Genomic DNA, 13,645 nt, shown 5'->3' with positions numbered 1-13,645 from the left:
TGCCGCGTGTCAATGCATGTCGTCGGGTAGCAGCCGAAAATGCACATGCTCGTCAAGTGGGCGCATGGCCCGAAAGTCGCGCCGGTCCAGGGTGAGGATCGCGTCGGTTTGGTATTCGGCGGCGAGGCACACATTGAGCGCGTCGGCGAAGTCGAGTTGCAGGTCGGCATAGCGCCTCTCGACCATCCGTGCGGCGCGCAGCACCTCGATCCGGGTTTCGGGGATCGCGAACCTGATGCGTTCTACCTGCGTGAACAGGTAATCCATGAGGGTGTTGCGTGCGTGGTATCCGAAACGTTTGCGAGCCAGGTGATCCACTTCGGTCAGCACCGGCGCGGAGACTACGACCAGGCTCGCGGTGTCGAGCACCTTACGGCAGAGCGCCGATTCGGGCGCATTGCGGTCGGTGGCCGCGATGATGCCGGAGGTGTCGGCAATGACGATCAACGCTCGCCACTGTCAGACATGGCGTCGGCAATATCGTCTCGGGTGACGGGCGTACCTGGTCCGTCGAAGGTGGGCCAGTTCAGCGGTTCTGTCCACACCCGCGTGCTCATCGCCGCCAAGTGAATGCCGTGGCGAATGATCTCGGCCTCCGAGATGCCGCGTGCGGCGGCCGCCTGCTTGATCAACGCCAGGTCAGCCGGGTCGGCGTATACGTTAGTCCTCTTCATCGACATGTACCAATGCTACTACATGTACCTACATCGGCGAGATCGCGGTAGGAGTTTGCTGGCCGCCCTCTGATGCCGTACCCGGCTTACCTTCCGCAGTCAGGGTTCGTGAGAGACACCTGGTGGCAGTGCCTTTGCTGTGCGCCAGACTCGCGGTGTTCAGTCGCCGAACGTGGCACCAGACTAATTGTTGGCGCGTTGGATGGAGCGTCGGACCAGGCCGCGGATGCCGGGGAGCTGGATGGCGCGGAGCATCAGTTCGCCGGCCCAGACATGTGTGCGTGACGGCGGGGCGAATCGGCTGATTCCTTTCCGGGCCAGTGCCTGTCGTTTGTGTACTTCCGGGCGCAACGCCCTCTCCCAGGTGTCGAGTGCGGTGGGAATGTCATCGCCGTGTGCCGCTACGGCGGTGCCGAGCTGGTCGGCGCCGTCGAGGGCAAGGGCGGCACCGTAGCCGGCGAATACCGTTACGCACCATGCTGCGTCGCCGAGCAGGACGACTCGGTCGTGACTCCAGCGGTCCATCACGATTTGGCCGACCGAGTCGAAGTAGGCGGGGGCGGGGGCGGCCTCGAGTTGGTGGAGGGCGTCGGCGACACCGCCTCCGAGGTCCCCGAACGCTCGGGTGAGGGCGGGTACGGCACCGAGAGCCAGTTCGGCGGGCGGGTCGGGGCAACGGTAGGTGAAGAACGACGAGGACCGTTGCGGTCCCAGGTTCATTACCGCGGCCGTGCGTCCGGGGCCGATAAAGGTGGTGCCGACGCCTTCGGGTACGTGGTCGGGAACTGTTTCCAGTGGAAATGCGCCGACCATGTGGCCCAGGTCCACGAAATATTCTGGCTCGGCGCCGAATACGAGCTCGCGGACTCGGGAGTGCACGCCGTCGGCGCCGACGAGGAGTTCGGTGTGCAGGTGGGTGCCGTCACTGAGGGTGACCACGACTTCCCCCGGGGTCTGGGTGACGGCCTGCACAGTGGTGCCGAAACGGATCTCGGCGAGGTCGGCCACGGCGTCGTATAGTGCCGACTCCAAGTCGCCGCGGAACAAGCTCAGTGCCCGTTTCCCGACAGCAGCCTCGGTGACAGCGGCTGGAATCCTGAACTTCTCCCGACCGTCCGCGTGGACGAGCTTCGAGGTGAAGAATCCGATATCGCGCGGAGTCAGCGCCGGTACCAGCCCGAGCCGCTCGGCGGCGGCATATCCGGGTCCGTGCAGGTTCACCAGGTAGCCGCTGCTGCGACGAGTCGGCGCGCGTTCGACCACGATGACGTTCCAGCCTTGCTGTTGCAGCCGCAACGCGGCGGCCAAACCAGCGATACCGGCGCCAACGACCGTCGCTCGCCTGCCCGGTGTCTTGGCGCGCTGGTGCGCGGCGTTCTCGAGAGCTTCCATGTGCAACTCCTGGATCGATCCATTGTCGGCGAAAGCCATCCACGAGCTATCACCATGCCGTCAACTAATAGTTGACGAACATGCGATCGTCAACCTATGGTTGACGCATGGATCGGCAGGTGCCACTACGCGACGTGATCGTCACGATCGAGCGGGCCCACCCCGATAGCAGCCTGGATCAGTTGGTAGCAGCAGTGATTCACGCTGCGCATTGGTTGCGGCTGGCCGATCAGCTGCTCGACTATTTCGTGGACCAAGCCCGGTCCGCAGGCACGTCCTGGGTGGAAATCGGCGCCCGCCTCGGCGTCTCCAGACAGGCCGCGCAGAAACGATTCGCGCCCCGCGTCGCAGAGCGCCATGCGGCTACCACGCGGCCGTGACGAGCCGAATCATGGTGGCGCGGCGGACAGGAGGAACCAAGATGCCAGAAGCACCCATTGTTACCGGCGCCGCGGCCAGCCGTGGTGTTGTCGCCGGTCCGGTCCGGCTGGTACACAGTGTTGACGACTTCGACGCGGTTCGGCCGGGCGATGTCATTGTCTGTCGCACGACCGATCCGTCGTGGACAGTGCTTTTCGGCGTCGCCGCCGCGGTGGTGACCGAAACCGGGGGAATTCTGTCCCACGCGGCAATCGTCGCCCGCGAGTTCGGGATTCCAGCCGTGGTGGCGGCCAAGGGAGCGATGGAGGCCCTGGCGAATCATCAGATCATCTCGGTCGATGGAACCAATGGACACGTTCATGCCGCTCGCTCAACCCAACATTGATGTCGCTTCACCAGGCATGGCTACTCCACACGAAAGGGAGGTCCGCGATGACGCAAGTTTCACACAGTTCGTTGCTCGCGCTGCACGCAATCCGCCTCGGCGGATTCGTTGATACGCAGGCGGTGGGCGACAGATACCGAATGCCTGTCGGGCTCGCCGAGTCGCACGTGCGGGACTTCCGGGAGTGTGGTTGGATCAGCCGCTTCCGTTTCGGGACGGACGCAGGGTGGTCGCTCACCGAGAGCGGACGTGCGGAGAACGAGCGGCAACTCGCCGACGAGCTTTCCGAGTGTGGGGCAAAAGCGTTCGTGGAAGACGTCTATCGCATGTTTCTCCCGCTCAACGCACGGTTGGTGCAGGCTTGCACCGCCTGGCAGTTGACCATCCTTCCTGATGGCAGCATGCAGGACAACGACCACCAGGACGCGCAGCGGGATCGGCCGATCCTGGCCGAACTGGAAAGCCTCGCAAAGGAATTGGCTCCGCTGACAATTCAGCTCACCGAACGACTCGCCCGGTTCTCCGGTTACGACACTCGCTTCGCCGCGGCCCTCTCCCTGGCCGCCGACAATCCCGAGATGGTTACCGGCACCAAACACGATTCCGCCCACCGAGTTTGGTTCGAACTGCACGAAGACCTGATTGCCACCCTCGGTATCGACAGGGCACTCCCCTCCTACCCCTAGCCAGGTTCTCCCAAGCCCGGTGGTTCGGGCTGTAGGAAAGTGAGCAGCCGTGCTCTGGAACGGCACCATCGGCACAACTCCTCTCCGACGCAAAGCGCCCCGGTTGATCGCCAGGAGGAATGCCGAGGGCGGCCAGACACAGCCCACGGCGATTGCTGCGGTCACCGCACGAGCCGAATGCCCATTGGTCTGTAGAGAGCGGAATCTCAGAATGACGGCGGATCCGCCACGTCACCGCCGATCATTCTGAGATTCCGCCACGAGTTCTGAGACCCTACATGGGAGGGGTGAGGTTATGCGGGGTGGTTGAATTCGCCAGTCTGGATGCTGGTGGTGAAGGTGTCCCACTCGGCGGGGGTGAAGATCAGGGCGGGGCCGGTGGGGTTTTTGGAGTCGCGGATTCCGACGTGACCGGCTGCGAGCCAGGCGACTTCGACGCAGTCGTTGGCCGGACCGCTGCGCGACGACTTGAACCACTGTGCGCCGGTCAGGTTGATGGTCACGAGCCGTATCTCCTTGCTACCTGCCTGAGCAGGTCCCTCGATGCTTGCTCATCCAGTGTGGCACGCAGGAGGGCTTCGTGAATGTCCCGGTATCGCCGCACGTCAGCGGCGTCCTCGAAGAACATTGAGCCGATAGGGTTTTCGCAGTAGACGACAGGTGGCTCCGCGTCGAAACCTCGACCCGTTACCGGGAAGTCCAGGATGGTGTACGGCTGCACCGGAATCCCCGCCGCCGGAAACCCCGCAGAGGACGGCAGTATCCGCAATGTGATGTTGACCCGGGTGCTCATGTCCGCCATGTGTCGGCATTCGTTGGCCATCACGGTGCGCGATCCCACGACCGTATGCAGGACACTCTCGTGGAGGATGAAATCGGCGGGGACGGGATTGCGCTGCCGAGTCAGGATTGCTGCCCGGCGCAGCCGCAGGCTGACACGGCGCTCGAGATCTTCTGGTGTATCACTCGGCAGTTGGGGTTGCTCGATAGCTCGCGCGTAATCGGCCACCTGCAACAGGCCAGGGACGATCAAGGGCTGATACGAGAACAGTTGTGACGCTCCAGATTCAAGCCCGATATATGTGCTGTATCTCGGCAGAATCAGGTGGCGGTCTGCTTGCCACCACGATTTCGTCGCCATCTGCTGCGCAAGGGCTTTCAATTCATCGATCCGTTGATCGCTGAGGCCGTAAAGGCGGCCGAACCCGTCTACGTCACGCTGCTTGACTTTCTCGTTGTGCCCCTTCTCGATTCGTATTACGGAGGTCTTGCCTATCTCCATCTCGCGCGCGGCCTGCTCGAGCGTGAACCCGGCACCCTCGCGCGCATCACGAAGTGCTCGCCCCAGTTGCCGACGCGGCAGCGTCGAGTCCGGCTGATCATCCCTCGGCATTGGTTCCCCTTCCCCTGCTTAGTCCGAAACGGCCCAGGTTCCGGTCCGGTTCGGACGTAACTCCAGATGTAATCGGTCCGGATACTGCGGGTACGGACGATTTCAATCGGACTGTCCGTTCGAGACTCGGCGGTGCCGTGTAGGGGAGCAACATAACCACATGGTCGAGCAACACGGAAGCTTCAACAACGCGAAACGCCCTGGCTGCGAAGGTATTCGGGCTCGGGAAATCGAGAGTGCGAAGCAATCGCGCCCGATACTCGTCACCGTGCCGCCGCTGTGCGATGCCGTGGACGTGACGTTGGCGCACGAGCTATGGCAACGGCATTGCGCGTGTCGAATCAATCGGTGCGTGTGGAAGTCGGCGGCATATCAGACGCTGGTTCTTGCCGGACGGCTGGTTCCGCAGTCGATGAGCCCGCGTGAGCGCGCCGCCGCCAGGGGGATCGATTTTCCGAGAGCGCCCGCAATCGACGCGCTACCGCCTCTCGGCCATTCGGCGGGGACCTTGCGTGAGGTGCTGGACAGGCTGGAGTCGCTGGCATGCGATCCGTACGGGCAGGGGGAGGTATGGGCGAGCGCCGCACCGAGGTAGACGGCTGGCTGGCGGAGTGGCGGATAGACCACCACGACATTCGAATGATGCTGGTACGCAACGGGTCCGAGGAACCTGTGCTTTCGTGCACCGCGGCTTCGGCGCCGGATCTGGCACAGATGCGAGAGCGATTTCCGGAGCTGTCTCGGCTGTGGGACGCGATTCGGCACGAATACTGGGCGGAATTCACTCCGCCTCCGAGAAATTCACGAGGACGGTTCGGCTAGTGGACGACGACAGGCGGCTTCGATCGGTGCCGACCGAACCTACGGCGGTGCGGATTCGACAACTCACCGCGCGAGCGAGGCGCGGGGGATATCGGCTCGAACGCGCTTCCAAGGCGCCCTACGACTGGATGCTCCTCGACGCCGAAGACGATACGACCATCTACTCGGCCGCGGACCTCGATCAGATCGAGCGGTGGCTGGACGAGTGAGGCCGGAAAGTCCGAGAATGTGACGTAAGTCACATCGATCTGGCCGGGCCGCAACATCGACCGTCTGAGACCGATACACAGCTGTGACGTCTGCGTCCTCTGGGCGGAGGCGTGACAGCGCGTGGCTTATATGATGACTCGGACTGGTTTGGCCCCCGGCGCACGACGCCTTTGGCGGGGTCGGGGGCAGGTCTTAGCTCGACCCGAGAGGTGATTGCACCCGAATGGAAACTGCTCGTCGTTCCGCCCGAGGTAGTCGCCGACGTAGGTCGGGCAGCCCGCTGTTGGCTCAGCTGCTCACGGCCGCGGTGGAGTCCGCGGCCACCTCGGTCGCACTCCGGTTCAACCCCACCGGTGATCCCGCGGATCAGCGTGAACTCACCTATCGCGAGCTCGATGCCCGCTCGTCACGGGTCGCGCGGGAACTGATCGATCGCGGGATCGGCGCGGGCGATTACGTGGCGATGGGCATTACCCGCTCGGTCGAATCGATCGTCGCGCTGTGGGCGATCGCGAAGACGGGTGCGGCGTATGTGCCGGTCGATCCGAATTATCCGGCGGAGCGGATCCAGCACATCGTCACCGATTCGGGTGCCGCACACGGCCTGACCACCTCGGCGCATCGCGCCAAGCTCGGCACCTCGGCCTATTGGATCGAGTTGGACGATCCGGTGGTTTCCGAGCGCATCGCCGTCCGGCCCGATCACCCGGTCTCCTATGCCGATCGGGTGCGGGCGGTCAACGAAAACCATCCGGCTTATGTCATTTACACATCGGGTTCCACCGGTAAGCCGAAGGGCGTCGCGGTCACCCACACCGGTCTGGCCGGGCTGGCGGCGATCGGCGAGCACTATCTGATCGACGCGGATTCCTGCGTCGCACATCTCAGCTCGCCCAGTTTCGACTTCTCGATGATGGAGACGCTGTTCACCTTCTCGGTGGGCGCGACGCTGGTCATCGCGCCGCCGACGGTATTCGGCGGGGTCGAACTCGCGGATCTGCTGCGTCGGGAACAGGTCACCCATCTGCTGATCACTCCGGGTGCGCTGGAATCGCTCGATCCCGCCGACCTCGATGACGTGCAGGTCGTGGTGGCGGGTGGGGATCGGCTGCCAACGGAATTGGCGGCGCGCTGGGCGGATAGCGGCCGCGCGGTATTCAATGCGTACGGGCCGAGCGAGGCGACTGTCATGGTCACCACCACCGAGGCCATCGCGCCCGGTGAGCCCGTCACCATCGGCACCGCCATCGCGGGCGTCGGCGCCTTCATCCTCGACGCGCGGTTGCGGCCGGTGCCCGCGGGTGTCGTCGGTGAGCTCTACGTCTCGGGTGCGGTGCTCGCCCAGGGCTATCTCGGTCGACCGGAGCTGACCGCGGAACGCTTCGTGGCCAGCCCGTTCGGTGCGGAGGTCGATAATCCGGGTGCGCGCCTGTACCGAACCGGAGATCTGGTGCGGCGCACCGAAACCGGCCAGCTGGAGTACCTCGGGCGGTCCGATTTCCAGGTCAAGATCCGCGGCCTGCGCATCGAACTCGGCGAGATCGATAACGCGCTCAGCACCCATCCGGATGTCGACTTCGCGGCCACGCTCGGCAAGACGCTGCCCTCGGGTACAACCTCGCTGGTCGCATACGTGCTTCCGCGTGACGGCGCCACCATCGATACCGGTCAGCTCGCCGCGCATATCGGAGAATCGTTGCCGGACTACATGATTCCGGCCGCCATCATGGTGTTGGACGAGATTCCGCTGACCCCGGTCGGCAAGCTGGACCGGGCGGCACTGCCCGAACCGGTCTTCGCCGCACGTCAGTTCCGTGCTCCGGCAACGCCGGTCGAGGAGATCGTCGCCGATGTCTTCGCGGCACTGCTGCTCGGTGCCGGTACCGACGCGCGTGTCGGCGTCGATGACGACTTCTTCGAACTCGGCGGCAATTCGCTGCTGGCCACCCAGGCCGCCGCGCGCATCGGTTTCGCACTCGGTCTCCGGGTGCCGGTGCAGCTGATCTTCGACGCCTCGAAGGTATCGGTACTCGCCCAGCGTGTCGAGCAGCACGCGGGTTCGGCGGTCGGCCGAGCGCTCACGGCGCAGATCCGGCCCGATCGGATCCCGCTGTCGTATGCGCAGCAGCGGATGTGGTTCCTGAACCGTTTCGATACGGCCAGCGCGGTCAACAATATTCCGCTCGCGGTGCGGCTGTCCGGGCGACTGGATATCGCGGCGCTGCGTGCGGCGGCACGCGACCTGACCGAGCGGCACGAGGTGCTGCGCACCATCTATCCGGACATCGATGGTGAGGGCTTCCAGGTCGTCCTGCCTGTGAGCGATGCCCGCGCCGTGCCGGAAATTCCGGTGACCGCCGCTGTGACACAAGAACTTTCGGATCTGATCCGGGACGAAGTGCTGGGCGGCTTCGATGTGACGACCGCGCCGCCGGTGCGCCTGCGGCTGTTCCAGCTCGGCGAATCCGAGTATGTGCTGGTGTGCGTGGTGCACCACATCGCGGCGGACGGCTTCTCGCTCGGCCCGCTGGCCCGCGATCTGATGGCGGCGTACTCCGATCACGTGCGCGGCGGCCGACCCGAATGGCCGCCACTGGCGGTGCAATACGCCGACTACACCATCTGGCAGCGCGAAACCCTCGGCAGCGAGTTCGATCCGGAATCGGTGTTCGCGCAGCAGATCGAATTCTGGCGCGCCGAATTGGCCGCGCTGCCGGAACAATTGGATCTGCCCGCGGATCGGCCGCGCCCCAACACGGCATCCAACAACGGTGCCGTCGTCGCCTTCGATATCGATGCCGAGATCCACGGCCGACTCGATCGACTTGCGCACGAACACAATTCGACGCTGTTCATGGTCGTGCACGCCGCGCTCGCGGTACTGCTCGCCCGGCTGTCGGGCACCCGCGATATCGCGATCGGCACCCCGGTGGCGGGTCGCGGCGAGGCGGCGCTGGACGATCTGATCGGCATGTTCGTCAACACCCTGGTGCTGCGGACCGAGATCGATCCCGCCATGACCTTCGACGACCTGCTGCGTGCCGTGCGCAAGGTCGATGTGGCGGCCTTCGGACACGCCGATGTGCCGTTCGAGCGGCTGGTCGAGCTGCTCGATCCGGTGCGCTCGGCGGCGCGGCATCCGCTGTTCCAGGTGATGCTGGTCTTCCAGAATCTGGCGCGCACCGAACTGGAGTTGCCCGGGCTGACGGTCGCGGGTGTGCAGCACGGGGTGTCGCTGGCCAAGTTCGATCTGCAACTCGAGGTCGCGGAGAAGCCTGCGGCGCAGGGCATGTCGGCGACGTTCACCTACGCCACTGACCTCTTCGACGCCGCCACCGTGCAGGACTTCGCCGATCGCTTCCTGCGAGTGCTTTCGGCGGTGGCCACCGATTCCGATGCGGTGCTCGGCGATATCGATCTACTCGCCCCCGGCGAGCGTGATCTGGTACTGCACGAATGGAATTCGGCCGGGGCCACCGTGCCGGATGTGACGCTGCTCGATCTCATCCAGACACAGGCGCGCCGCCGTCCGGATGCGATCGCGGTTCGATTCTGTGATACCGCACTGAGTTTCGGTGAACTCCAGCGGCGCGCGAACCAGGTGGCGCGGGCGCTGATGGCGCGCGGTGCGGGCCCGGAAGCGCTGGTCGCCGTTGCCGTCGGGCGATCCGAGCAGTTGCCGATCGCCCTGCTCGGCGTGCTCACCGCCGGTGCCGGATATCTGCCGATCGACATCACCTATCCGGCGCAGCGACTCGAGTTCATGCTCACCGACGCGCGGCCGACCTGTGTGCTGACCACCTACGATCTGCTGGGCGACCTTCCGTCGGCGGACCTCCCGGTGGTGCTGCTCGACGAAACCGCGGGCTTCGGCGAATCGCCGATCACCGATATCGAGCGCACCTCCCGGCTGCGTCCGGACAACCTGGCCTACGTCATCTACACCTCGGGCTCCACGGGTGTCCCGAAGGGTGTCGGCGTTTCCCATCGCAACGTGGTGGAGCTGTTCGCCAACACCCAGTTGATGTTCGAATTCGACGAGACCGATGTGTGGACGCTGTTCCACTCTTTCGCCTTCGACTTCTCGGTGTGGGAACTGTGGTGCGCGCTCGCCAACGGCGGCACCGTGGTCGTGGTCGACTACCTGACCTCCCGGTCCCCGGAACAGTTCCGCGACTTGCTGATTCGCGAACAGGTCACGGTGCTGAACCAGACGCCATCGGCGTTCTACCAGCTCGCCGAGGCCGATCGCGCCTCACATGCCGGAGGCCAGGGCAAATTCGCGCTGCGCTACGTCGTATTCGGTGGTGAGGCACTGGATCTGCGGCAGTTGCGGCGCTGGTACGAGCGGCACGCCTTCGATACGCCGTGGCTGGTCAATATGTACGGCATCACCGAGACCACGGTGCACGTGTCGTTCCTGGCACTGGATGAGCAGCTCGCCGAGAATCCGGCCAGTGCCATCGGTCGTGCGCTGCCCGGCCTGGAGAGCTATGTGCTCGACGACCGGCTGCATCCGGCTCCGGTCGGGGTGGCGGGCGAAATCTATGTCAGCGGTGGCCAGCTGTCCCGTGGTTACCTCGATCGGCCCGGGCTGGCGGCGACCCGCTTCGTGGCGAATCCGTTCGGGGCGCCGGGCTCTCGCATGTATCGCACCGGTGATCTCGGTCGCTGGGCCGGTTTCGCGGGCCATGCGAATCTCGAATACGCCGGACGCAGCGACCAGCAGGTGCAGTTGCGCGGCTTCCGCATCGAACTCGGAGAGATCGAATCGGCACTGCTTGCCCAGCCTTCGGTCAGCCAGGCCGTCGTGCTGGTGCGCTCCGACGAGCACGCCGGTGACCGCCTGGTCGGATACGTTGTGGCCGAAGCGGACGCACAGGTTCATGGCGCGGACCTGCGCGCCACAATCGCCGAATTCCTGCCCAGCTACATGGTTCCGGACGCGATCGTCGTCCTGGACGCGTTGCCGCTGACCCTGAACGGCAAACTGGACCGAAAGGCGCTGCCCGCACCGGAATTCGTCAGCAGCGCCACCTTCCGCGCTCCACAGACCCCCATCGAGCAGGCCGTCGCCGGGGTATTCGCTGGACTGCTCGGGGTCCGCGATGTCGGTCTGGACGACGATTTCTTCGTCCTCGGCGGTAACTCCCTGCTGGCCACCAGGGCGGCCAGCCGGATCAATGAGGCATTGGACGCGAATGTCTCGGTGCGCGAACTGTTCGAGGCATCGACCGTTTCGGCACTGGCCGGGCGAATCGTGCCGGGCTCCTCGACCGGAACCCGTGCCCCGCTGGTCGTCGCGGCGCGCCCGGAACGGGTGCCGCTGTCGTTGGCGCAGCAGCGCATGTGGGTGCTCAATCAGTTCGATACCCGCTCGGCGGCCTACAACATCCCGCTCGGCATCGGCCTGACCGGTGCGCTCGATGTGCAGGCGCTGCGCGATGCCATCGCCGATGTGCTCGAGCGGCACGAGGCGCTGCGCACCCGTTACCCGTCGACCGGACCGGGCGGGCTGCCGTACCAGGAGATCCTGCCGGTCGCCGAGGCCTGGCCGGGCGGGCTCGCGGTCGAGTCGAGCACCGATCCGATCGTCCGCATCACCGAGCTGATGTCGACCGGATTCGATGTGACCCGCGAGGTTCCGGTGCGCGGTGTGCTGCTGCGCGGGAACCCGGAGCGTCATCTGCTCGCGATGGTGGTGCACCACATTTCCGCCGACGGCGCCTCGATGGCACCGCTGGCCCGTGACCTGATGCTCGCCTATGCCGCGCGCTGTGCCGGTGATGTCCCGACCTGGACGCCGCTCGAGGTGCAGTACGCCGACTTCGCGATCTGGCAGCGCGAGGTCATCGGCACCGATGACGACGAGAACTCCATCGCCGCACAGCAATTGGCCTACTGGCGCGAGCAATTGGCCGGACTGTCCGGTGCGCTCGAGCTGCCGCTGGACCGGCCGCGCCCCGTCGTGCCGTCCATGCGCGGTGCGTCGACCGCCTTCACGCTTTCACCCGAGGTGCACGCCGGACTGATTCGCATTGCCCGGGAACACAATTCGTCGCTGTTCATGGTCGTGCACGCGGTGCTGGCGGTGCTGCTGGCGCGGCTGTCCGGCAGTTCCGATATCACGATCGGCACCCCCATCGCGGGCCGAGGTGAGCGCGCGCTCGACGATCTGGTCGGCATGTTCGTCAATACTTTGGCGCTGCGCACCACGACCGAATCGGGCACCACCTTCGACGCACTCGTCGAACATGTTCGCGAGACCGATCTTTCGGCCTTCGGCAATGCCGATATCCCGTTCGAGCGGGTGGTCGAGGTGGTGCTGCCGAACCGCGCGACCTCGCACAACCCGCTGTTCCAGGTGGTGCTGTCCTTCGACAATCTCGAGCCGCCGAAGCTGGAACTGCCCGGTCTGACGGTCGCGGCACTCGATACCGGTGCGGTCGCGGCGAAGTTCGATCTGCAGCTGACCGTCGAGCCGCGCCACGGCGCGGACGGCACGCCCGGCGAGCTGGTCGCGGTATTCAATTACGCCACAGATCTTTTCGACGCGTCGACGGTGCAGGCATTCGGCCGCAGGCTGACCAGGATCTGCACCGCCGTCGTGGCGGACCCACAGGTCAGCGTGGGCGATATCGATATTCTCGATGCCGACGAACGCGATCGCGCGCTGGCCGCGCCGGAGAGCGCGCCGCAGCCCGCCGCCGACGGTGTGCCGGTTACCAGCGGCGCGGCGCTGACCCAGGCGCTGGCCGCCGCGGTGGAGGAGGATCCGGACGGGCCCGCGGTGGTCTTCGGCGAGGACGCGGTGTCCTTCCAAGATCTCGACGCGCGGTCATCCCGACTGGCGCGGGTGCTGATCGGCCGCGGCTGCGGTCCGGGCACCGGTGTCGCGATCCGGCTGGATCGCGGTGTGGACGCGGTGGTCGCCACCTGGGCGGTGCTCAAGGCCGGTGCCGCGTTGACCCCGGTGTCCGCGCTCGACGGACCGCTGCCCGTCGGCTTGGAAGTCAAGGTCGGACTGACCACGGGTGCACGGCCGGCCTATCGCGACAGCATCGACTGGGTGGTCTTGGACGATTCGGACGTGCTCGCCGAGATCGCCGCCGAATCGCCGCGACCGGTGACCTACGCCAATCGGACCCAGGCGCTGCGCGGCGAGGATCCGGCCTTCGTCGCCGGGGTTATGTTGTCCTACAACGATATTTCCGTAGCGACCAAGCGGCTGCGGGCGCGCACCGAGCTCACCTTCGAGTCGCGGCTGTTCCGGCACGGCCGCGCGGATTCGGCGGCGGCGCTGCTCGAGGTGGTCGCGGCCGGTGAGAGCGGCGCGTCGGTGGTGGTGACCGCCGGTGACCTGGACAACGTAACGCTTTCGGCATTGTTGGCCGACGAATGGGTGACGCATCTGTTCATCGATCGGGCCGGGCTCGGGCCGGTCGATGTGACGGGGCTGGAGGATCTGCACGCGGTGGTGCTGGATTATGGCGCGCCCGCACCGGAATTCGGGGCTGTCCCCGTTGTGATCGACCTCGGAACACTATTGGACGTCCAGGACCCGAGTTGATCTTCCACCCGGAGGTTCCCGCGGCCGGTGCTCGCACGGGCCGTTATCGGTGGCAACCGGTCCGGGTAGTGACGATGAACGAGGGGAGGAAAGTTCCTATGCCGGGATACCGGTCAGTGGGACAGGATCGGG

The 13,645-nt window shown here is 65.5% G+C and carries 11 protein-coding genes; 6 read left to right on the top strand and 5 right to left on the bottom strand.

Features of this window, described 5'->3' with window-relative positions; genetic code table 11:
- Positions 1-9 precede the first annotated feature (9 nt).
- The 3 genes from ACQP1T_RS35415 to ACQP1T_RS35405 form a co-directional block, all read right to left on the bottom strand.
- Entirely contained in the window at positions 10-447 is a 438-nt protein-coding gene (locus tag ACQP1T_RS35415; protein ID WP_433757330.1) for a PIN domain-containing protein, read from the bottom strand.
- A complete protein-coding gene (locus ACQP1T_RS35410) occupies positions 444-680 on the bottom strand; it encodes a CopG family transcriptional regulator (RefSeq protein WP_433757329.1) in 237 nt (78 codons plus the stop codon). Before ACQP1T_RS35410 ends, ACQP1T_RS35415 begins: the two co-directional genes overlap by 4 nt.
- 177 nt (positions 681-857) lie before the next feature.
- Positions 858-2,066, bottom strand: a complete 1,209-nt coding sequence (locus tag ACQP1T_RS35405) for an FAD-dependent oxidoreductase (protein WP_433757328.1) — start codon at positions 2,064-2,066, stop codon at positions 858-860.
- A gap of 107 nt (positions 2,067-2,173) precedes the next feature.
- Here ACQP1T_RS35405 and ACQP1T_RS35400 point away from each other — a divergent pair, with 107 nt between their 5' ends.
- The 3 genes from ACQP1T_RS35400 to ACQP1T_RS35390 are packed head-to-tail and all read left to right on the top strand — an operon-like array spanning position 2,174 to position 3,518.
- Entirely contained in the window at positions 2,174-2,446 is a 273-nt protein-coding gene (locus ACQP1T_RS35400) for a hypothetical protein (protein WP_433757327.1), read from the top strand.
- A gap of 41 nt (positions 2,447-2,487) precedes the next feature.
- The gene (locus ACQP1T_RS35395; protein ID WP_433757326.1) at positions 2,488-2,832 is read left to right on the top strand and encodes a PEP-utilizing enzyme; all 345 of its coding nucleotides are present in this window, start codon (positions 2,488-2,490) and stop codon (positions 2,830-2,832) included.
- A gap of 47 nt (positions 2,833-2,879) precedes the next feature.
- Complete coding sequence (locus ACQP1T_RS35390; RefSeq protein WP_433757325.1) at positions 2,880-3,518, top strand: hypothetical protein; 639 nt, start codon at positions 2,880-2,882, stop codon at positions 3,516-3,518.
- Between the two features lie 293 nt (positions 3,519-3,811).
- On the opposite strand, the gene ACQP1T_RS35385 is transcribed toward ACQP1T_RS35390, so the two are convergent.
- Positions 3,812-4,021, bottom strand: a complete 210-nt coding sequence (locus ACQP1T_RS35385; protein WP_433757324.1) for a DUF397 domain-containing protein — start codon at positions 4,019-4,021, stop codon at positions 3,812-3,814.
- Positions 4,018-4,911: a helix-turn-helix domain-containing protein gene (locus tag ACQP1T_RS35380; RefSeq protein ID WP_433757323.1), complete on the bottom strand. Its 894-nt coding sequence runs from the start codon at positions 4,909-4,911 to the stop codon at positions 4,018-4,020. The genes ACQP1T_RS35385 and ACQP1T_RS35380 overlap by 4 nt, the downstream gene beginning before the upstream one ends.
- Before the next feature lie 160 nt (positions 4,912-5,071).
- Here ACQP1T_RS35380 and ACQP1T_RS35375 point away from each other — a divergent pair, with 160 nt between their 5' ends.
- From ACQP1T_RS35375 to ACQP1T_RS35365, 3 genes are all read left to right on the top strand, one after another.
- Positions 5,072-5,506, top strand: a complete 435-nt coding sequence (locus ACQP1T_RS35375; protein ID WP_433757322.1) for a hypothetical protein — start codon at positions 5,072-5,074, stop codon at positions 5,504-5,506.
- A gap of 274 nt (positions 5,507-5,780) precedes the next feature.
- Positions 5,781-5,942, top strand: a complete 162-nt coding sequence (locus ACQP1T_RS35370) for a hypothetical protein (protein WP_433757321.1) — start codon at positions 5,781-5,783, stop codon at positions 5,940-5,942.
- A gap of 224 nt (positions 5,943-6,166) precedes the next feature.
- A complete protein-coding gene (locus ACQP1T_RS35365) occupies positions 6,167-13,513 on the top strand; it encodes an amino acid adenylation domain-containing protein (RefSeq protein ID WP_433757320.1) in 7,347 nt (2,448 codons plus the stop codon).
- The last annotated feature ends 132 nt before the right edge of the window (positions 13,514-13,645 follow it).

The sequence above is a fragment of the Nocardia sp. CA-135398 genome, assembly GCF_050955845.1.
In the GTDB taxonomy this organism is placed as follows: Bacteria; Actinomycetota; Actinomycetes; order Mycobacteriales; family Mycobacteriaceae; genus Nocardia.
Note: the sequence above shows the minus strand (reverse complement) of the source record. Positions and strands in the feature narration are given on the sequence as shown.